The organism is Paenibacillus sp. PK1-4R (genome assembly GCF_030369595.1).
Classification (GTDB): Bacteria; Bacillota; Bacilli; order Paenibacillales; family Paenibacillaceae; genus Paenibacillus.
Genome location: NZ_CP126535.1, coordinates 3,386,659 through 3,408,735 on the forward strand (window position 1 = coordinate 3,386,659; position 22,077 = coordinate 3,408,735).

General features: G+C 43.5%; 18 protein-coding genes. 14 read left to right on the forward strand and 4 right to left on the reverse strand.

The features are described from left to right. Nucleotides 1–28 precede the first annotated feature (28 nt). Both QNO02_RS14760 and QNO02_RS14765 read right to left on the reverse strand, forming a co-directional pair. Nucleotides 29–673, reverse strand: a complete 645-nt coding sequence (locus QNO02_RS14760) for a TetR/AcrR family transcriptional regulator (protein WP_289392582.1) — start codon at nucleotides 671–673, stop codon at nucleotides 29–31. Beyond that, a complete protein-coding gene (locus QNO02_RS14765; protein ID WP_289392584.1) occupies nucleotides 666–1,868 on the reverse strand; it encodes an MFS transporter in 1,203 nt (400 codons plus the stop codon). The genes QNO02_RS14760 and QNO02_RS14765 overlap by 8 nt, the downstream gene beginning before the upstream one ends. 137 nt (nucleotides 1,869–2,005) lie before the next feature. On the opposite strand from QNO02_RS14765, the gene QNO02_RS14770 reads away from it, so the two are divergent. From QNO02_RS14770 to QNO02_RS14810, 9 genes are all read left to right on the forward strand, one after another. Then, nucleotides 2,006–2,425, forward strand: coding sequence for a DUF3237 family protein (locus tag QNO02_RS14770; RefSeq protein ID WP_289392585.1), 420 nt, complete (start codon nucleotides 2,006–2,008; stop codon nucleotides 2,423–2,425). Nucleotides 2,426–2,667: 242 nt separating this feature from the next. Then, nucleotides 2,668–4,248, forward strand: coding sequence for a histidine-type phosphatase (locus QNO02_RS14775; protein ID WP_289392586.1), 1,581 nt, complete (start codon nucleotides 2,668–2,670; stop codon nucleotides 4,246–4,248). Nucleotides 4,249–4,433: 185 nt separating this feature from the next. After that, nucleotides 4,434–4,925 (forward strand): RNA polymerase sigma factor, encoded by a 492-nt coding sequence (locus tag QNO02_RS14780; RefSeq protein WP_036615805.1) that lies wholly within the window; start codon nucleotides 4,434–4,436, stop codon nucleotides 4,923–4,925. Then, on the forward strand, nucleotides 4,925–5,896 hold the full coding sequence (locus tag QNO02_RS14785) for a hypothetical protein (RefSeq protein ID WP_289392588.1): 972 nt from the start codon (nucleotides 4,925–4,927) through the stop codon (nucleotides 5,894–5,896). Before QNO02_RS14780 ends, QNO02_RS14785 begins: the two co-directional genes overlap by 1 nt. Nucleotides 5,897–6,093: 197 nt before the next feature. Continuing rightward, entirely contained in the window at nucleotides 6,094–6,849 is a 756-nt protein-coding gene (locus tag QNO02_RS14790) for a carboxymuconolactone decarboxylase family protein (protein WP_289392589.1), read from the forward strand. A gap of 128 nt (nucleotides 6,850–6,977) precedes the next feature. Next, nucleotides 6,978–7,859, forward strand: a complete 882-nt coding sequence (locus QNO02_RS14795; protein ID WP_289392590.1) for a LysR family transcriptional regulator — start codon at nucleotides 6,978–6,980, stop codon at nucleotides 7,857–7,859. Nucleotides 7,860–8,037: 178 nt separating this feature from the next. Further along, on the forward strand, nucleotides 8,038–9,927 hold the full coding sequence (locus QNO02_RS14800; RefSeq protein WP_289392591.1) for a beta-glucoside-specific PTS transporter subunit IIABC: 1,890 nt from the start codon (nucleotides 8,038–8,040) through the stop codon (nucleotides 9,925–9,927). Between the two features lie 28 nt (nucleotides 9,928–9,955). Further along, on the forward strand, nucleotides 9,956–11,380 hold the full coding sequence (locus tag QNO02_RS14805; protein WP_289392593.1) for a 6-phospho-beta-glucosidase: 1,425 nt from the start codon (nucleotides 9,956–9,958) through the stop codon (nucleotides 11,378–11,380). Nucleotides 11,381–11,511: 131 nt separating this feature from the next. Continuing rightward, nucleotides 11,512–12,702, forward strand: a complete 1,191-nt coding sequence (locus tag QNO02_RS14810; protein ID WP_289392594.1) for an MFS transporter — start codon at nucleotides 11,512–11,514, stop codon at nucleotides 12,700–12,702. 59 nt (nucleotides 12,703–12,761) lie between these two features. Here QNO02_RS14810 and QNO02_RS14815 read toward each other — a convergent pair whose 3' ends face one another. Both QNO02_RS14815 and QNO02_RS14820 read right to left on the reverse strand, forming a co-directional pair. Further along, a complete protein-coding gene (locus QNO02_RS14815; RefSeq protein WP_289392595.1) occupies nucleotides 12,762–13,328 on the reverse strand; it encodes a GNAT family N-acetyltransferase in 567 nt (188 codons plus the stop codon). Nucleotides 13,329–13,358: 30 nt separating this feature from the next. After that, on the reverse strand, nucleotides 13,359–14,234 hold the full coding sequence (locus QNO02_RS14820) for a LysR family transcriptional regulator (RefSeq protein ID WP_289392784.1): 876 nt from the start codon (nucleotides 14,232–14,234) through the stop codon (nucleotides 13,359–13,361). Between the two features lie 113 nt (nucleotides 14,235–14,347). On the opposite strand from QNO02_RS14820, the gene QNO02_RS14825 reads away from it, so the two are divergent. From QNO02_RS14825 to cydC, 5 genes are all read left to right on the forward strand, one after another. Continuing rightward, entirely contained in the window at nucleotides 14,348–15,742 is a 1,395-nt protein-coding gene (locus QNO02_RS14825; RefSeq protein WP_289392596.1) for an MFS transporter, read from the forward strand. A 388-nt stretch (nucleotides 15,743–16,130) separates the two neighbouring features. Beyond that, nucleotides 16,131–17,495 carry a cytochrome ubiquinol oxidase subunit I gene (locus QNO02_RS14830; protein ID WP_289392597.1) on the forward strand — a complete coding sequence of 455 codons (1,365 nt, stop codon included), beginning with the start codon at nucleotides 16,131–16,133 and terminating at the stop codon, nucleotides 17,493–17,495. Further along, on the forward strand, nucleotides 17,495–18,508 hold the full coding sequence (locus QNO02_RS14835; protein ID WP_289392598.1) for a cytochrome d ubiquinol oxidase subunit II: 1,014 nt from the start codon (nucleotides 17,495–17,497) through the stop codon (nucleotides 18,506–18,508). Before QNO02_RS14830 ends, QNO02_RS14835 begins: the two co-directional genes overlap by 1 nt. Before the next feature lie 14 nt (nucleotides 18,509–18,522). Beyond that, nucleotides 18,523–20,346 carry a thiol reductant ABC exporter subunit CydD gene (cydD, locus tag QNO02_RS14840; RefSeq protein ID WP_289392599.1) on the forward strand — a complete coding sequence of 608 codons (1,824 nt, stop codon included), beginning with the start codon at nucleotides 18,523–18,525 and terminating at the stop codon, nucleotides 20,344–20,346. Further along, on the forward strand, nucleotides 20,343–22,070 hold the full coding sequence (cydC, locus tag QNO02_RS14845; protein ID WP_289392600.1) for a thiol reductant ABC exporter subunit CydC: 1,728 nt from the start codon (nucleotides 20,343–20,345) through the stop codon (nucleotides 22,068–22,070). Before cydD ends, cydC begins: the two co-directional genes overlap by 4 nt. The last annotated feature ends 7 nt before the right edge of the window (nucleotides 22,071–22,077 follow it).

Below are 22,077 nucleotides of genomic sequence, written 5' to 3' on the forward strand. Positions count from 1 at the left end.
TTGTTTTATCGATCCATCTACCATGCCATCACTCGGGTATTTCTTCACTACAAACAAAATGGAGCAGCATCTTCACAAATTGCTCCGTCATTCGCATATCCAATGAATTATCATGAGCAGCACGAATAGTTACCATGCGCTGGAGCATGCCCATCATCGTTGTGAAGATAAACTGAGCCAGATCCAACGGAGGGGACGGATTCTTAATACTACCGTCAACAACACCTTGGGATAAAGCGCCCATCAGGAAATGTTTTTCTTTCCCGTTCTGGTTGAACTTATCATACTCTTCTCTTAATTCAGGACTAAAATCATACATCTCATAGTTGATATCAAATAATTGAATAAACCGGATGTAGTCTGGATGATTCTCGGCATAAACAACCCATGCATTCAACATTACCGTGAGTTGTTCCCGCCCGTTCAAGTCCTTCGTTGAAGCACGGCTAACCTCATCCGTTAAATGTTCGATCAGTTGCATCTGAATGGCTAGAAGGAGCTCATCCATAGACTGAAAATGTTTATAAAAGGTCACTCTACTAAGTTCAGCTCTCGTACATACATCCTTAATCTTCACCTGGAGCAATCCATATTTCAAAAAAAGCTCCTTACCTGCTGCAATCAAATCATCACGATGTTTGTTTCCCAATTGTTGATGCCAGTTTTCATTCACTTGTATACAATTGTCCTTTCTTCGAACGAAATGCGTTCAAGGTCAGTCCGAGAGAAGCGAGTAGCATAATTGCACCAAAAATATACGGGAAGTTTATGCTTTTGTCAAACAATAGCCCTGCGATCAGCGGGCCAATCACCGTTCCGAGACTGGAAAATGTAGTATTCAGACCCGATGCATAACCTTGCCGATCTCCTGCATTTTTGGATATTAACGTGCTGACCGAAGGCCGCAAAAACGAATTAAAGGCAAAGAATAAGGCAGAAGCGAACAGCAGAAAAACTAGGTTGACCTTAATTAACATTAACAATAAAGCTATGGGTGTGACTATTAAGGAGAGACGGATCAACTTAACTTCACCGATTCTCTGTACGAACCAATCCAAAAGCCAGATCTGCACAATGATACCGATAATCGCACCCAAGGTAATAATGATGGAGATCGTAGCTGCGTCGAATCCGTATTTTTGCTCTGCAAAAAGAGCGAATACCGTCTCATAACTCATAAGGCCAAAGGTCATAACGAGCAGCACAATCAAGTATTTGAAATAGGGGACTTTAAATGAACTCCAGATTTTCTTGCCTAAGTGATCTCCTTTTTGAAGACGGATGGAGACCGTTCGTTTGTCCGGTGGAAGTGTCTCAGGCAATAGCAGCGTCATCAGTGCCGCAATCAGTCCCAGACCCGCTGCGAAGAAATAGGGCATGCGAATACCCATCTCGGCGATGAGACCGCCCAGACCAGGTCCCAGCACCATCCCCAAGTTCATAGCTGCGCCGAAATAGCCCATGCCTTTCGCACGTGTCTCTGGCGTTGTAATATCGGCGACATATGCGAGGTTGGCAGGAACCATTAAACCGAGACTGATTCCACCGATAAACCGTGCGACATAGAGGAACGGTAATGACGTCGACAGCGCAAATATGATATCTGAAATGACAGACAGAAACATACCGGCGATGATCAACTTTTTGCGTCCAAATCGATCAGACAGTTGTCCTCCGAGAGGTGAAAAGAAGAATTGAGCGGCACCAAAGGCTGCAACTAAAAATCCTGCTACTGTGCCTCCCGCATGAAAAAGCTTCAAATACTCCGGCAATATGGGGATGAGCATCCCTTGCCCCAATAAAGCGATAAACAGATTTAACATCAGAATGAACAGTGGAAAGCGAACTGATTTTGGTAATGTACTCATGTACGTCATTAACCCCTTCATTTACATCTTGTTAACCTTTACATTGTGTAAATCATTTTAAATGATTTGAAGGAAATATGTAAATCTTTTTTTTAGTGAGTAGAGTTATAATTGGATTCATATGGAGGTGGGAACACGTGAAATTAGAGGAATTGTTTACGGTACATGTGAACATTGAGAAATCATTTGATTTACAGAATAGTGAAGGGGATTCGGTTGTTATGATTACTTTTACAGGCAGTGTAACCGGAAAGTACTTTGAGGGAATTGTGCTCGGTGGAGGAGTGGATACGCAGATTATCGGAAAGAATGGTGACCCGCATACCCTATCGGCAAGATATATGCTCCAAGGCAAGGACTACACAGGGCATACCTGCAAAATTTATATCGAAAACAACGGAAACATCGATAAAACGCTGAAAACTGCTTTATTTCGCACTTCTCCCAAAATGATTACGGATAGCAAGGCACTATACTTCTTGAAGCGTGAGACACTTGTTGGAGAAGGTCATCCAACGGAGTCAGGGATAGATATAAAAATATACAGGGCGCTATGATAATGCGAGACATGTGATGACTATTTTGTTCATGTGTCTCGGAGCAAGATAGCCTGTGATGTTGATTCAGAGTCGCTAAATAAGCGGCTCTTTTTTGTCGTATGAGACTTTGCGTCAATATTTATATGTATTCTTTTACAATCAATTAACATAGGATGGATACTGCGCAGACACTTCTCACCTATAGTATGATGAGCGAAAATAAACCAATATCAGGCGAAATAAGGAGAAGACTATTCATTATGATGATCAAAAAAATCGGGATTTCAGTAGCATCAGTCGCCATTTTAACGTCTGTAAGTGTGTTTGACGTATATGGCGCAGGCTCCAAACGCATGATCGAAGTGTCCGAACAATCGGCTAACGTGGTTGTGAACGGTCAAAGGGTGGAAGGCGAATCGTTTCTCTACAATGGAGTCACTTATGTACCTGCAAGAGCGATTGGGGAAGCCTTGGGGCAAGAGGTAGACTGGGATAACAACACCCAATCGGTGTTTGTTGGACAAAAAATGAACGATCAGCAGGGATACCGCGGTACCAAAACGCCATATCCTTTTAAGGAAACAAGTTATACAAAAGCTCCTAGTGGATATGAACCCATATTTATTAACTACATAGGGAGACATGGTTCCAGACATCTATCCAGTTCCAAGTACGACAAGACGTTATTTGAACTGCTCGACATCGCTGAAAAGGACGGGCAGATCACTAATCTGGGCAAAGAGCTGAAGAAGGAAATTGGCAATCTGATGAAGGTTGAAAAAGATCATTATGGATTGTTATCCACTACGGGTGGAGAAGAACTGAAAGGAATAGGGGCCAGAGTTGGGCAGAATTTCAAAGAACTATTTACATCGGATAAAAAAGTGATTGCTCAGGCAACCTTCAAAGATCGAACGCCGCAGAGCAGAGATCAGTTTATTGACGGGTTAAAGGAAAGCTTGGGAGATAACAAGGTAGACATTCTGGCTTCAGCCTTTGAAGAAGGGAAAGACCCCTATCTACGGCCCTACGACTTGGCTACGAAGTATAACGAGTATGTAGAAGATGGAGACTGGGTTAAGTTATACGAAGATTATGTCACACAGAACACTGGAACGCGTTATGCAAAAGAGGTCCTTCTGCAATTTTTCTCTGAAGACTTTTATCAGAGATTGAATTCTGGAGAGTTTGAATTGAAGGATGAGAAAGGAAAAGTGAAGCTCAGCAACCCAACCGAGGCTGCTTCTAATCTATATGAACTCTACATCATTTCTTCGAATATAAAAGGAGAAGGTGACTTCGAATTCGGGCGGTATTTCACGGCTAATCAGTTGAAATGGTACGAGAGCGTTGATAATATCAATGACTTTTATGAAAAAGGTCCATCTTTAACGTCAACGGATCTGCCGCAAAATATCATTGCACCTCTGGTCAAAGAGTTGATCGTGTCTACCGACCAGTCCATTCAGCAGAAAGACACGGCTGGTGTATTTCGTTTTGCTCATGCAGAAACCATTATTCCACTATCTTCATTTCTGGATATCGCCGGAGCTAATGTTAGTATCGACAAACCGCAGGATGTAACCAAAAACTGGAACGGCTCGGTCATCTCACCGATGGGAGCAAACATCCAATGGATTCTGTATTCCAATGGTAAGGATGTTCTTGTAAAGATGCTTAGAAATGAAGAAGAAATTGCGTTCCCGATTGAAACAAAGACCTATCCGTACTATAAATGGGATGATGTGAAGACATATTACCAAAACAAACTGCAGAAGGTAGGCGTAGAGCTAGATAGCAGCTTGGAAGATAATATCGAGCTTTTACAGAAGAAATTCTAGTTGGGGATACGATATGCATTTTATATGAAAATAAAGACGAAGATGAAGAAAGCAACTCCTCTCCATGGAGTTGCTTTCTTTTTTTGCATTTTGAATGAAATGGATCAATAAAAAAATCCTAAAACAAAATGTGACCAAATGCCGTCCGTAAGAGTGTTAGAGGTATAAAGGAGGGCATAACAACCATGCAGCGATCAGTGCCCCAGCTGGGCGATCATGTGATGAAAGTTTATGAGACATACGCAGATACGCTGTTCCGGATTGCCATGGTGCACCTCGGCAGACGGGAAGACGCGGAGGAAGCCACTCAGGATACCTTCATCAAACTAATAGAAAAAGCCCCTACGTTCAACGATGCGGAGCATCAAAAAGCATGGTTGATTCGGGTCATCACCAATCATTGCAAATCCTTATTAGGCAGAGGCTGGCGCAAACGGGAGGTCAAGCTGGAGGGAGTAGATCCTCTGACAACGGACAACCCGGAAGATCACGCGCTGATCGAACTTGTGCTGTCACTGCCCGTCAAGTATAGATCGGTGGTTCATCTGTATTATTACGAAGATTATCCAATCCGAGAAATCAGCGAGATCCTGGAGATTAGCGAGTCAGCAGTAAAAATGAGATTAAAGCGAGGAAGACAGCTGTTAAAACTGGAGCTGGAAGGAGAGGAACTGTAATGAACGAAGAACAATTCAAACAAAACTATAAGAAAGCGGTGGATCATATGAAAACAAACGAGCAAATGAAAAAACGGGTAGAGCAATCCTTAAACACGCAACATCAGGGACCAAGACGTCAACGTAAACCACTATACATTGCAGCAAGTGTTGTTATCGCTGCCAGCATTGGATTGGCTGCGCCAAGTGTATGGCAACAATTCAATGGACCAGCCGCACCAACACCACAGGTGGCAGCGGTGACTCCAGGCGCGTCGTTTGACCCGGTCGTGATTCCGAAGATGGAGTTGCCGAATTCACAGGGCAAAGGCGCGATGGCTGATATGATGCAACTGGTTGTGTATGGAGGAAACGTATATACACAGTCCCCAACATTGCTTGAAGGCGTAAATGCACTCAACCTGCGTGGTGAGAAGCTTGGCACTACAACAGGTGGCATCAATGAACTGAGCGGCCAGGAAAAATATACGGAACTTGCTTCCAACATTGGCGAAGCAGACATCTATGCGGTCAATGGCTACGACAAGGACTTCCGCATCATGTCCTACACCGAGATCGATGGTCAGGTGTATGCTCAACTATTTGACAAGAACAACGGGATCACCATTGGTACTGGTGCCGACCTGATCGGCAAGCTTCATCTCGAAGGCAACATCGCCTCGGCGCAATGGGAGACGTTTAATAGCTGGAATAATGGATTACAGCAGCTTCAGCCGTTAGCAGCGGACGAATCGTTGGAAAGCTTCATCTCATCGCTAAATGCTGCCAAACCAATCGCAACGAGCCCGGAACTGGAAGAGAACCTCTACGGCAAGGAAGATCGCAAGATCATCTATCTCACGCTGGAAGACAAAACGCAGGTCCCACTGGTTCTGTTTGGTGAAGGTCTGGTTCGTTACGGTAATGTTCCGGCATTCCTGGAAGTGGAGAAAGGCGCGTTTCAATCATTCTGGAACAGCTTGGGCGAGTAAGGCGAAGACAGCAATCTGGCTGCACCAAAAGAGCGAACAGGGCACGCAAGTGCTTTGTTCGCTTTTTTCATCAACAAAGAAACACTTGATAGGATTAGGCAATAAAATGATATGAATAGGATATAGATTCTTTTCTCTTTCAATGTAAAATGGGTACACCTAGCTTTAACTAAAAAGAAACAGGAGGTTTGATGAATATGAATCGAATCGAAAAGAGCCAGGAAACATATAAAAGACTATTCGGCGATGGAGTTCCAGCGGCATATGCTACTGATCCTGAGTTACAGGACATATTAAGTCGCTTCATTTTTGGTGAAATTTTCGATCAAGGTACTCTTGACGATAAGCAACGTGAGCTTATTACTCTGGTCGTACTGGCTACTAATCAAACGTTGCCACAATTCAAAGCACATACTCGTGCAGCGCTAAATGTTGGGTTGACACCAACGGAGATCCAAGAAGCAATCTATCAATGCGCACCTTATTTGGGATTCCCCAAAACCTTAAATGCCATATCGGAAATGAATGAAGTGTTCAAAGAGCGAAATGTTGCACTGCCTCTTGAAAGTCAGAAACGGGTTGAAGAAGATAATCGCTTGGACAAAGGACTTGGTATTCAGAAAGAGATTTTTGGCGATATTATTGAGAAAAACCGGGAAAATGCCTCGTCAAATCAGAAGCATATCCAGGACTATCTTTCAGCATTTTGCTTTGGTGACTTCTATACCCGTGGTGGTCTGGATCTGAAAACACGAGAGCTGCTTACTCTTTGTATACTAAGTGCACTCGGAGGTGCTGATAGTCAAGTCAAAGCACACGTTCAGGGTAACATCAATGTTGGCAATAATAAAGAAACCATGATCACCGCTCTAACTCACTGCCTTCCCTACATGGGATTTCCTCGAACACTAAATGCTTTAGCCTGCGTTAATGAAATCATTCCAGAGAAATAATCTTCTTTATTTGAAGCAACAGACAGTTGATTATCCCAATCAACTGTCTTCTTCTGGTTAACAGGAAGGTATAGTAAAGAAATGAACGATTCAGGAGACACTTAAATGAATGTAAATCAGGAGGAATTATGGAGTTAAGAGTACTTCGATATTTTTTGACAGTAGCTCGAGTAGAAAATATCACACATGCTGCAACGATCTTACATGTTACACAGCCAACGTTAAGCAGGCAGTTGGCTGATCTGGAAAAAAATTTAGAAACTCAATTGTTTATACGCGGGAAAAGTAAAATAACACTGACAGATGCAGGCATGCTTCTACGTCAAAGAGCAGAAGAAATTCTCACACTTGCGGATAAAACAGAGAAAGAGTTTAAAGATCAGAACAACTTGGTTGGAGGAACCATATCGATCGGGAGTGTTGAATCATTAACATCCAATGTTATTTTACAATTATTAAAAGACTTCAATATGGAGTATCCGCAGGTTAAATATCACATCTATAGTGGAACGGGGGATGACATAAAGGAGCGAATCGATAAAGGACTGCTCGATGTGGGCATTTTGTTAGAGCCCATTCACATTGAGAAATACGATTTTATCAGACTGCCCCAGAAGGAACGCTGGGGAGTCCTTATGAAGACCTCATCACCTCTTGCACAGAAAGAATATGTAACTTCAACCGATTTAGCCGGAGTACCTCTGCTCATATCCAGCCGATCTGTCGTACAGAATGAGATTGCAAGCTGGTTTGCCGATGAGTATGCACATTTAAACTTCGTTGCGACCTATAATTTAATATCTAATGTACTAAACCTTGTAGAGGAGGGTTTAGGGACGGCAATTTGTATTGAGGGTGCGCTTGCAATGAAGCAGTCTGACACGTTATGCTTTAGACCTTTTCAACCGGAACTTCAGTTTCCAACGGTGATTGTCTGGAAAAAACACAAGGTATTCAGTCAAACGGAGGTACGTTTTTTGGGACATATCAGGCATGCCTTTCAGGCATAATAAAGTATAAATTATAGGTATTGGCTATAGCTGTTTATCAGATGATATTTTAAAGGTGTAATGAATGCAGCCTTTATGTACTTCAGATAAATAGCTTTTTTTATTGCAAAGAGAAGTTATTTAGAGCGCTTTCGGTTTCATTCATTTAGGTGGCAACAACAAGAGGGGGCATTATTGGATGAGCAATAAATACGAGAAGTTGGCTCAAGATATTGTAGAGAAAGTGGGCGGTAGTGAGAATGTATCCACTCTGACTCACTGTATGACTAGGCTTAGATTTGCACTGAATGATACTAGTAAAGCAGATCAAAAAGCGCTTAAGTCGTTTGACGGTGTTATTGATGCGGTTGAGAGCGGCGGACAATTTCAAGTTGTCATCGGCACACATGTTGAAGACGTTTACAAAGAAGTGATCAAGCATCTTCAACCTAACGCGAGTTCATCTGGTGAACCAACTGATGTTAAGAAAGTTAGTATTTTGGGGAAATTAATCGATTTCGTCTCGGGGACATTTAGTCCGATTGTTCCTGCTATAGCTGGGGCTGGTATGATCAAGGCATTACTCGCTCTACTTATTTTATTCAACTGGATTTCAAAAGATTCCCAAACCTACTATGTTGTAAGTCTTATGTCAGATGCTATTTTCTACTTTTTACCATTCTTGTTGGCGTTTTCAGCTGCAAACAAACTGAAATGTAGTCCAGTCTTAGCACTCGTTTTAGCCGGTATTTTACTTCACCCCAACTTGACGCAATTGCGTTTGGATGGGACTGACGTAAATGTTTTTGGAATCCCGCTAACTCTTGTATCTTATAGTTCATCTGTAGTTCCAATTCTCTTAATAGTTTGGTCACAATCATATATTGAATCGTTGTTTAAAAGGATCATTCCGAATGCAGTGAAAGTTATTTTTGTTCCCATGTGCACTATTTTAGTAACGGGAATTCTGGCCTTAACCGTATTGGGACCACTGGGGTCATTTTTCGGAACGTATTTAGCGATGGGCTTTGACTTCTTGGCCGCACATGGTAGCTGGCTGGTTATTTTTCTGGTTGCAACCTTCTGGCCAATACTGTTTATGTTTGGACTACACCATAATATTGTTCCTCTATCCATTGCTCAAATCACCACATCAGGTTATGAGAATATCCTCGGTCCTGGAGCGATGATCAATTGTATAGGTCAAGGTGTTGCGGCATTAGTTGTAGGGATGAGAACCAAGGATAAAGCATTAAAACAAATTTCAGCTTCCAGTGGGATTACAGCGTTGATGGGCATCACGGAACCAGCTCTTTACGGCGTAAACTTACCGAAGAGATACCCACTTGTCGCGGGTATGATTGGAGCTGCCAGTGGGGGACTCTTTGCAGGGCTAATGGATGTTTCTCGTTATGCAACAGGCGCTTCAGGAATCCCGGCGATTCCGCTGTACATTGGTGAAAATATCTGGAATCTATATAACATTTTGATCGCACTTGTTATAACAACTGTCGTAACTGCTGTGCTTACCTATTTGCTCAGTTTGAAATATGAAAAAGACGCACCTTCACAGAACACTATTTCAAATGCGAACGAAGTGAGTGGGGTTGCGGATGAAGTCATTACAATTAAAGATTCCGTTATTGCAACTCCACTTAAAGGTCAGCTTATTCAACTTCAGGATGTACAAGATGTAGCGTTTGCCTCAGAGGCAATGGGTAAAGGAATTGCTATTGAACCCAGCGAGGGGAAAGTCATTGCTCCATTTGATGGCATGATTGTATCCCTATTTCCTAAGAAACATGCTATTGGACTATTATCCGATGAAGGAGTCGAAATTCTTATTCATGTCGGCTTAAATACGGTTAAGCTGAACGGAAAATATTTTGAGGCTTTTGTTGAAGAAGGTCAGAGAATCACAAAAGGACAGACCTTGCTGACATTTGATCTGGACAAAATCAGACAAGAAGGATATGTCACTCAAACGCCCGTTATTGTAACCAATTCGTATAGTTACTCGGATGTGATCGCAGAGACTAGTCCCCAAAATATTGATTTTAACAATACATTACTGGTTGTCAAAGCTTAACAAAACTACAGGTTAGGAGTGTGTTTTAATGACTTTAAGAAAAGACTTTTTGTGGGGTGGGGCAGTTGCTGCTAACCAATGTGAAGGTGGATATGCAGAAGGCAACAAGGGACTATCCACAGTTGATGTAATCCCGGCAGGGAAAGATCGTGTTTCTGTCATGCGAGGACAGTTAAAAATGTTGGAGTGTGATCAAGAGCATTTTTATCCGAGTCATGAAGCTATTGATTTTTATCATCGGTATAAAGAAGACATTGCTTTATTTGCAGAAATGGGCTTTACGTGTTTCCGGTTATCTTTGGCATGGACTCGGATCTACCCTAATGGAGATGACGAGTTACCCAACGAAGAGGGTTTGAAATTCTATGAAAATGTATTTGATGAATGTTTGAAGTATGGCATTGAGCCGTTAGTCACCATTACCCATTTTGATGTCCCTATTCATTTGGTGAAAACAATTGGATCGTGGAGAAGCCGAAAAATGGTGGATTATTATGAGAGACTGTGTGAAACGATCTTCACCCGTTATAAAGATAAAGTGAAGTATTGGCTTACCTTTAATGAAATCAACATGCTGTTGCATTTACCTTTTGGAAGCTCAGGTCTAGTGTTTGAAGAAGGTGAGAATGAGGATGCTGTGAAATATCAGGCGGCTCATCATCAATTGATCGCAAGTGCAAAAGCAACTGAAATTGCACGTAGAATTAACCCGGAAATTAAGATTGGCTGTATGTTAGCAGGTGCCAACACTTACCCGTATACATGTGCACCAGATGATGTCTGGAAAGCCATGACAAGGGATCGTGAGCATTACTTTTTCGTCGATGTACAATCCCGAGGAGAATACCCAAACTATGCCAAGAAAATGTTAGAACGAATGAATATTAACATAGCCATGGAAGACGAGGACGAGGAATGCTTGAAAAATAATACGGTTGATTTCGTTTCGTTCAGTTATTATGGTTCACGATTGACCAGTGCAGACCCGGAAGTAAACACACAAACGGCAGCTAACCTGTTTCCGACACTGCGCAATCCACATCTGAAAACGAGTGAATGGGGATGGCAAATCGATCCTGAAGGACTAAGAATTACAATGAACTCCTTGTATGACCGATATCAAAAGCCACTATTCATCGTTGAGAATGGATTAGGAGCGATAGATACTCCTGATGAGACGGGATATATTGCGGATGACTATAGAATCGAGTATTTGCGTCAACACATCCAAGCCTTCATAAAAGGAGTGGAGGAAGATGGCGTAGAGTTGTTGGGGTACACGTCCTGGGGTTGCATTGATTTAGTAAGCTCAAGTTCTGGAGAGATGAGTAAACGATACGGTTTCATACATGTCGACAAAGATGACGCTGGAAATGGTACGTTGAAACGCAGCAAGAAAAAATCCTTTGAATGGTTCAAAAAAGTTATTCAAAGTAACGGCAAAGAACTCTAATCGACTGAGCAGTAACGTATGAAGTCATCGACTTATGCGTTACTGCTTTATCCATTTATCGCAGCATCAAGGCTAACTACCGGCCATATGGAGCAAAAACAAACATTAGGAGTTGGTTTTTTATAATATCCATGGAGAAGCTTAGAACATATTCGTTATTGTCCGTTGCGTTATTAATTTCTTCAGGTCCAGTGATTGCCGCTAACATTCCTGCGATAGCCAATGATTTTCCAGAGATATCAGCAACACACATAGGATTATTAACGACCATACCTTCATTATTTGTCACTCTTGGTGTGTTAATTGCTAATCGACTTGAACTTCATATTGGCAAGAAAGCAACTATACTAATTGGATTAGGGCTTGTTCTCATTGCGGGAGTATTCCCTGCATTGTATCATGACCTTTTTTCGTTGCTGTTCATTTCTCGCTGTTTGTTTGGGTTAGGTGTAGGATTGTTTAACCGGCTCATCATTCAGATGATCAGTGACATGTATCATAACAATCCAGGTAAACAAGCAACCGTAATTGGCTTAGAAAGTGCCTTTGAGGGATTAGGCGGCATTTGTCTGACACTACTCGTTGGTCAACTATTGAAAATGGGCTGGCACACATCATTTTATGTCTACGCCCTGGCACTTCCTATTTTCATCGCGTTTCTGATTTTCGTTCCTTCTGATAAAAAAGAGCTTAATAGAAGAGAACAGATCACAACGAAATCAAGCCACACAAATAATAAAAAGGCCCTTCAAGTTATGATCGGCTACGGTCTCTTATTATTTGTGATTGTAGCTATCTTCATCAATTATAATTTACAGATTACTCCTTTGATTTTGGAAAAAAATATCGGAACTGCGACAAACGGAAGCAACATGATTGCATTTATAGGTTTAGGAGCTTTTGTTGCCGGCTTTTCTTTTGGGAAAGTATACAAAACACTCGGTAACTATATCGTTCCATTATCAATTCTGTTACTTGGAAGCTCGATGTTCGTTACGACGATCTCGCAAAGTATCATGCTTACTACCGCTTGCTCAATGATCATCGGTTTTTCATTCCGCTGTATAATGCCCTATTTATTGCATACTTTTGCTCAACAAATCGCCAAAATGGCTAAGTTGGGTACCACCATTGTTCTGGTCGCGTATAACTTGGGAGCCACACTTTCACCGTATGAAGGAAGGTTAATTACGCAATTATTACAACTAGATACAGTGCAATCATTAGTCTCGAGTAATGCAATAATCCTATTATGGATTTCAGCAGTAAGTTTGGGAGTAGCAACCCTTCATCGCAAAAAGAAGAATATTCAACAAACATAAAAAACAGGGAACTTCTTGATATGGAGTTCCCTTGTTTTAGATTGAGTTGTATGAACTTTTTAAATAGAATTTTTGTAATACACCAAGTGATCGGTCCATTCATTATTTTCGTGTATGAACCCTTTACGTAGACATTCAAATTCCATACCAACACTCTCTGCTAGTTTCATGGAAGGGGTGTTATCCACATTAATATGAGCTTCTATGCGGTGGAATTTCAGATGTTCGAATGCAATATGAAGTGCTTCATTCACTGCTTCTTTCCCATAACCTTTTCGCCAAAACTGATTATGGATCGTGTATCCGAAACTTCCCCATTGAAAATCATCTCTTGCCAAGGTAGCAATATCAATCATACCCAGATGTGTACCATCATGCTTTCTAAACACACCAAATACATAAACGGCATCTGTACGCGCTAACTCCTGGTGTCGATCTACGAGATCATGAAACCAATCCAGTGTACATTCACTCATATCCATTTTCCCTTTATCATGGCGGTGTTGGGAGGGCAAGCGGTTTACAAACTCATATAACCAATTTTCATAGTCGTCTTTCTGTAATGGTCGGATGACTAGCCGTTCTGTCTCTGAAATATGATCAAATTTTTCTGCTTTTAATATCAAAATGACAACTCCTTTGGATTGAATTTATGCTCATGGCATAGCACTGAAATAGTCCATAACCACTCTGCGAAACTCTAAAGCGGCTTTGGAAATATACCTGTTTTTGTGCGAAAGTAGAGCGATCTCACGAACGAGTTGGTGTTCCTCTACCTGAAGATATCTAATGCGCTCATGCGGGTTTCTGGCTGTGCTAGGTATAAACGCGAGACCGATCTCCGCTTCAACAAGGGCTGTTAATCTTGCAGGCTCATCACCTTCATACACATACTTCGGTACAAAACCAACGGATTGACATACGGAATCTACCATATCACGAACCCCATACCCTTGCTTCACCCCAACAAACCACTCGTCCCTAAGCTCGGTTAATTGAATGCTGGTTCGGTCTGCATATCGATGACCCATAGGAACAGCGACTACAATCGGATCGTCATATAATAACTGACATTCGATATCGTCACCTTGAATCGGAGGGGAGGAGAGACAAAAGTCCACCTCGCCTCGATGTAGAAGTCTGGACATGTTTTCTAACGAAACCATTTGCACATGGAACTGAATATCCGGCTTGTTTTTTCGGAATTCCCGCAGTATGCCTGGCAATGTGCTTGCCGTAGTCACCGCCAATTGCAGTGTACCCTGATCCGGGTTGGAGAGGTCAGCGATTTCCCGCTTTCCTTGTTCCAATTCAAATAAGGCTTTTTCAGTTCGTTGAAGAAATGTTCTTCCAAAGTCGTTTAGTCGCAGCTTTCTCCCGATTCGATCAAATAAAGGGACTCCAAGGTCGTCCTCTAATCGTTGTATCGTTTTGCTCAGGGAGGATTGCGTGACATGAAGCTTTCCCGCAGCTTCCGTAACATGTTCGCATCGGGCCACCGTCAGGAAATATTTTAGTTGAAGAAGTTCCATTTGCACCATTCCTTCATTCCTTCTAGTTCATCAAATCATAACATATAATGCGTTGGAATAAATGAATACGTTCAAGTAAGATAACAGCAGAAGAGAGAGAGAGAGGTGCACCAATGAACGTTCGAAATAAAGGATTGATGTTAGCTGTTGGACTTGGAATTATGTTGAATCCGTTGAATTCCTCCATGATTTCGGTGGCAATCTCCAGGCTACAACAAGTGTATCAACTTAATTTTACAGCCGTTTCGTGGATTATTTTATCATTTTACATTGCCAGTGCTGTCGCTCAACCCGTTATGGGCAAGTGTAGTGATTTGTTTGGCCGCAGGAAGATCTTCCTCATGGGTCTTGTTATTGTTTTTGTATCGTCCATGCTAGCTCCGTGGTCTCCCAGTTTTTCGTGGCTCATCGTATTCCGGATCGTTCAATCGATTGGCACAAGCATGATGGTGGCCGTTGGAATGGCGATTGTCAGAATGAACGTGACTGAAAAACAAGCCTCCGCCTTGTCCACCTTGGCTATATTCCTTTCAGGAGCGGCTGCAGTTGGACCTTTTGTTGGTGGAGTATTGATTCATTGGTGGGACTGGCAGAGCATATTCTTCGTTAATATTCCGTTTGTCATGGCAAGCTTTTGGTTCGCCTGGAAAACAATCCCGAAGGACGAGCAATCTCCGTCTATCTCTGGTCACATGTCCATTCGGCAATGGCTTGCGTTAATTGACGCACCAGGTATCCTGATGTTTACGGTAGCTTTGGTGACTCTGCTCATCGGTTTACTTTCAGTAAAATCCACAGGAAATATTTCAACATGGCATCTGCTGACAGGGGGGATCGGGTTAATCGCACTCGTCATGTTCATCCGACATGAATTAAAAGCAGGCACGCCTTTTATCCCTCTGCGCACGTTTGCCACATATCCCGAGATGACTTGGGTGAATGTGCAATACATGCTGGTGAACATCCTGTTTTACGCACTTTTTTTTGGAGTTCCTACGTTTTTGAAGCAGGTACGTCATCTCAACGAAGTTCATACAGGAATGAGCATGCTAGCTTTGGGGTTATGTTCAGTCATTATTGCACCGATCGCAGGACGCTGGATTGACAGATCAGGATCACGGCCAACTCTGATTGTATCCGCTTCTTTAATGACATTTGGCTCTATATTAATCGTTATTATGAATGAAACTTCTCCAATCTTCATTGTCATTGTTGCCTTAGCTTTATTTGGCATAAGTAACGGCCTAAACGCGGTCGGCATGCAAGCTGCTCTGTTCAAAAGCACACCCAAAGAAATGATTGGAGTCGCATCGGGTATTTTTAATACATCACGCTACCTGGGAACCATCTTATCGTCGTTATTAATTGGGATTGTCATGGGAGATACATTTAATGTGACAGGATTTCAGATGCTTGGAATAATCCTTACGATATTAGCTGCATCACTGATCATCATGAGCGTACGTCGTGAGGCAGGTGCGGTGAGTCCGGAGCAAGTAAGCAAGTAAAATAGCGAATCTGCCGTGCGATAGCACGTTTACACCCAATGAATCAATAGCTCCATTGGGTGTATTTTTTGTTTTTCACCAAGTTGTCAGAAAGAGTTGATCCTTTCTTGAACGTTTAGGGTAGAAGACGTGTCTTTGATTGAATTAGGTAAAAATAAAGATATAATAATTTTGATTAATAGGCTTGGTTAGTACTTTAAGTGCATCAATATCAGATTTTAATAGGCATCCAATGCTGGAGCCAACAGGAGTAAACGCAATAAAGGTGTGGCAAGATATCGTCATACCTAACTTTGTGAAATTTTTCGCAACTCTGCATTGAGCTTGGCCGAAGCTGATATTGAATGTTACAAAAATGAACAGAGTTTGAAAGGAGGCAACACAAAGAATGGCTATTGATACGGTGTTATGGAGCAGGCTAGTGACTGGTTTGACGCTGGGATTCCACGTGATTTTTGCAACGCTGGGTGTCGGTGTACCTTTGATGATTGCTATTGCAGAGTTCATCGGCATTCGGAAGAAGGATCACCATTACATACTTATGGCAAAGAGGTGGTCCAGAGGGTTTGTCATATCTGTAGCGGTTGGCGTCGTGACAGGCACAGCGATATCACTGCAGTTGGCCTTGGTATGGCCGAATTTTATGAAGCTGGCCGGGAATGTCATTGCACTGCCACTATTTATGGAAGTGTTCGCATTCTTTTTTGAAGCCATCTTCCTGGGAATTTACTTGTATACGTGGGATCGGTTCAAAAATCCGTATATCCACTGGTTGCTGACTATTCCGATTGTCGCCGGGGCAGGCATGTCTGCTGTTTTTATTACAACAGTGAACGGATTCATGAACCAGCCTGAAGGTTTTGTCATGGAAGCAGGTCAATTCATGGCAGTGAACCCCGTGCAAGCGATGTTGAATAAGGCGACGTTCTCCAAAGTATTCCATGTATTAAGCTCGGCTTATCTGACAGGAGCTGCTCTGTTAGCCGGAATAGCAGCCTTTGCGATGCTGAGAAAAGGAGTGTCGGCCTACCACAAAAAAGGCTTGAATCTCATGATGGCCGTTGTGCTGGTATTCAGTTTATTAAATTCCTTAGCAGGAGATGTATCTGCCAAGTTTTTGGCTGAGCATCAGCCGGAGAAGCTCGCAGCTGCCGAGTGGCATTTCGAGACGGAAAGCGGCGCGGATTTGATTTTTTTGGGATGGCTGAATGCAGAACATGAAATTATAGGCGCTCTTCATTTGCCGAAACTGCTGAGTTTCCTTGCCTTTGGAGACTTTAACGCCGAGGTTACCGGGCTAAACGAATTTCCACCAGATGAACACCCGCCCTTACTTGTGCATTATTTGTTTGATCTAATGGCTGGAATTGGATTTGCTCTACTTGCTATATCAAGTCTGTACTTCCTGTTTGTGTTTTGGAAGAAACGTAATCAGTTTAACAAGTGGATGCTTCGTATGGTTGCACTTAGTGCACCGCTTGCTTTTCTGGCTGTTGAAATGGGCTGGTTCTATGCAGAGATCGGGCGGCAGCCATGGATCATCCGAGGTTATATGCGAGTGGAAGAGGCTGCTACTTCTTCACCGAGTGTAAGAATTTTATTTTTCGTCTTCTTGCTTCTATACATCGTGCTCGGCGTCATCTGTGTTCTCGTATTGAGACGTCTGTTCAATAATAATCCTGCGGAGCTTGAGATGGAGAAATGGTTGGAACAGAAGCATGATCAATCAGCCAAGAAAGGGGATCAGGCCTGATGAGTTATGAATTGATTGGTATATCCGTACTCTGGCTGTTCTTGTACGGCTATCTTATTGTAGCTTCTATTGATTTTGGAGCAGGTTTCTTCGCCTTTTATGCACGCCTGACAAAGCAGGATCACCTGATTAATCGTCTGATCTCCCGTTATCTATCACCTGTCTGGGAGATCACCAATGTATTTTTTGTCTTTTTCTATATTGGCATCGTTGGATTCTTTCCGGATACTGCTTACTATTATGGCTCCGCGCTGCTTGTTCCGGGAAGTATTGCCGTCATTTTACTTGCTATTCGTGGGTCGTTCTATGCTTTCGAGAATTATGGTTCCAAAAATAACGTCGTATATCTGTTTTTATACGGGGCTACCGGGTTGCTTATTCCAGCGTCATTGTCAGTGGCACTGACCCTCTCAGAAGGTGGCTTTATTTTGAAGCAAGGGGATACCGTTTCCCTGGATTACTGGGCGCTGTTTACGAATCCATTATCGTGGAGCATCGTTGGTCTAGCCATCGTGTCCGTATTGTTCATTAGCGGATCATTTCTCACATTTTACGCTTCTCGCGCAGAGGACCATTCGGCATTGAAGCTGATGCGGAACTATGCTTTGTTCTGGAGCACACCGACCATTATTCTCGCGCTGACTGCATTTATATATTTAGGTCAACACAATGAGCGTCATTTTCAAAATATGATGGATTTATGGTGGCTGCTGGCGCTTTCCGTTGCATTTTTCATGATTGCCATGTGGCTGTTATATAACGGACGGCGTTACGGTTTAGCTTTTATATGCATCATGCTGCAATTTTTCACAGCCTTTTTTGCTTACGGGATTGGGCAATATCCTTACATTCTTGATCCACACATCACCATTCAGAGCAGCGCCACACCGCCAGCGATGGGTTTTGCACTAGTCGTTGTGTTTATCGGGGGGCTGTGCCTGTTAATTCCTTCTCTGATTCTGGTCTTCAAACTGTTCCTGTTTGATGCGGATTATGTGAAAGGGAAAAAATAAAGGAGGAGCGTTCAATGAAGAGGAGAGCCAAATCCAATCTGATCTCGCAGCAAATGTCTTTACAACGAAAAAACAGGCTTCTCCTTGCGATCATATCGCTGGCGCTTGGTGTAGCTATAATAAGTCAGGCCACCTTGGTGGCTGAAGCAGTCCAGCGAATCTTTGTAGAGAAAGCTTCCTTTTCATCCGTGGTTCTGTTACTGGGCCTATTGCTGGCTGTCATGGCTGTACGTGCACTATTGTCGTATGGAAACGGGAAAGTGGGCTTGCATATGGCAGCACGCGCCAAGACGAATATGCGAGCATCTGTATTGCAGAAGCTGACCCGCGCTTCCATGCCTTCAACCCTGAGTGGACAGACGGGAGGAAAGGTCAGTGTTGCTTTGGATGCTGTGGATGAAGCCGACAGTTATTTCAGTCAGTACATGCCGCGTATGATGGAAGCCGCGATGATCCCGATTCTGATTCTGGTTGTTACATTTACGCAGCACGCCAACACAGGCTGGATTATGCTATTTACGGCACCGTTTATCCCGCTGTTCATGATCTTGGTTGGGCTCCAAACGAAAAACAAATCAGAAGAAAAATACGCGCAACTGGCTGAGTTTTCCGGTACATTTCTGGATTCGCTTCAAGGACTGGTTACGTTGAAAATATTCGGACGGGCTAAACGTCAGCAACAGGAGATTGAACGCAGCAGTCTGGGATATCGTGATGCCACCATGGGCATTTTGAAAATTGCATTTACAAATACGTTTATGCTGGAATCGATTGTGATGTTAAGCATTGGTATTGTTGCGCTTGAACTGGCTATCCAATTACTCGTGTTCAAATCGATGACCTTTCATACGGCCTTTCTTGTGTTGTTACTCGTCCCTGAGTTTTACAGTCTGTTGAAGAATACAGGAACGGCTTTTCACAGCGGGCGAACCAGTATGGGGGCCATTCGTAAGGTGGAACAAATGCTTGATGAAACAAGTATCAAGAGCACACAAACGGAGCCTGAAGATGGATCGGATCAAAGCGAATTAACCGATGTCGATGCAATTGCAAAGACGGAAGAGCTTCGTACAGCTCGTGCCAAGTTGATCACTATGCCACCAACCATTGAACTGAACGATGTTCGATTCCAGTACACACCTGATTCTTTTGGACTTGAGACAGGACAGATCTCGATTGGACCGGGAGAACAGATCGCTATTGTAGGCAAAAGTGGATCAGGTAAAACCACGCTGCTCCATCTCATTGCTGGTTTGCTGAAACCAGATTCGGGAGCAGTTCTGGTTAACGGAAGCCAGCTTTTGCAACATGATGAGGCTGCATGGTTTGAACGTGTTAGCTACATTACACAGCATCCGTATATTTTTACAGGTACTTTTGCCGAAAATATCGCGATTGGCGCGGGTCGGAACGTCTCCAGAGTTGAAATTGAGCAGGCAGCAGAGGAAGCAGGACTTGCTGGCGTTGTTGCACAATTGGAGCAGGGGTTGGATACGTTTGTTGGTGAAGGTGGCCGGGGATTATCTGGTGGGGAAAAGCAGCGACTTGCCTTAGCACGTGCTTTTCTGAAGCGACCAGCTGTCATTTTGTTCGATGAACCCACCGTAGGACTGGATCTGCACACCGAGCGGGTACTGCAACAATCCATTGCGGCATTAGCCAAAACGGCAACGATGATTACGGTGGCGCACCGTTTATATACAATTCAACATGCAGACAACATTTTGTTTATGGACAATGGGGTCTTGGTGGATTCAGGACATCATGAAGCGCTTCTGGCGCGCCTGCCTCAATATGCGGAGATGGTGGATGTACAACGGAAAGGAGGGTTGGCATGAATGAGCTGACGATTCTGTCAAAAGCGATGATTCAGGAGCGCAAGGATATTCTGCTTTCGATATTGGGCGGATTTATCGCCGGCATAGCAGGTGTAGCTCTCTTTTCCGCGAGTGGTTACATGATATCGCAAACGGTATTTGCGCCACCGTTGTACACCTTAATTGTACTCACCTCCATGGTCAAACTGCTTGGTTTCCTTCGAGCGGCGAGCCGCTACGGAGAACGCTTGTATTCCCACAGGGCAACATTCTCCATGCTGAGCCGCTTGCGGACGTCCTTTTTTGCCAAACTGATCCCGGTAACGCCAGGTATATTGAACAAAAACCGAAGCGGGGATCTGCTTGCGCGGATCGTGGGTGATGTGGAAAGCTTGCAAAATTACTTTTTGCGGGTCGCGTATCCACCCATCATGGTCGTTATGGTGTTTTTGGCTACCATGCTGTTCACTTCGGCCTTTTCGCTCTGGATTGCGTGTTTGTTAGTACTAGGTATGCTGATTACGGCATTTGTTGTACCAGGTATTGTCTTGTTAGGTCAGCGAAAAATACACGGACGTGTCCGCCAGCAACGTGCCTTGCTGTCCACGGAAGTAACCGAAGTATTGTATGGTTTCAGGGATTTGAAAGTATACGGCCAATTGGAACAGCGTGAGCAACAGCTTCAGCGGGCTTCCGCTGCATTGGCAACCGAACAGAAACAAGCCGCTTCGCACCTGCTGCGAGGGCAATCTATGCACCTTTTTGTGACGTATCTTGTTACATGGGGTGTGCTAGCACTCAGCGCCTTCTTAATTGTGAATGGAGCGTTTGCCGCTGTATTCCTCGCCATGCTGATCCTGGCCACGCAGACCGTGTTCGAAGAAGCTGCGGCAATGGCTATATTACCTCTATATAAGCAGGACAGTGAACACGCCGCTCAGCGACTGGCGGAAACGGTGCCAAACTCCGATGTGCAACCTGTACAGCCAAGCGGTGAAGTGTCAGCCGATCAGGCGGTTTCGATTGAACTATCCGGTGTTAACTTCCAATATGAAGGGGAATGGAGACCGGCGCTGAGGGAGCTATCTCTGCAACTTGCAGCAGGCTCCAAAACAGCGATTGTCGGGCCGAGCGGGTCAGGTAAGTCAACAATTATCGATTTGTTACTCAAGCTGCGTATACCAACGTCTGGCGATATACGGTTAAACGATGTTCCGGTGAAGGAACTGAATGAAGAGAGCATTTGGCAAAGAGCGAATGTAGTGTTGCAGCAAAGTCATTTCTTCCGGGGAACCATCCGGGATAATCTGCTGCTGAATGGAGAAGAACATTCGGATGAACAAATATCGGCTGTGCTGGAGAAAGTGCAACTGCCGAATAAGTTGTTGACCGATATGGTGTATGAAAAAGGGGAGAACCTGTCAGATGGCGAGAAGCAGCGGCTGGCTCTGGCACGGGCGATGCTACGCAAAGGACGGTTATGGCTTCTGGACGAACCGACGTCCTCACTGGATTACGTCACAGAACAACGTGTGCTCCAGCATCTTTTTGCACAGGCCTCCGAAGATACACTTCTCCTGATCTGCCATCGGCTTACGGGATTGGAAGAGATGGATCGGATTGTGGTCATGGACCAAGGCATGATTGTGGAATCGGGTTCCTTCTCCGAGCTGATGGAGCAAAAAGGCTATTTTTATGAAATGAAACAAATTGAAAGACAAATGATTGGAGACGCCGGGGCGTGAAAGGAAT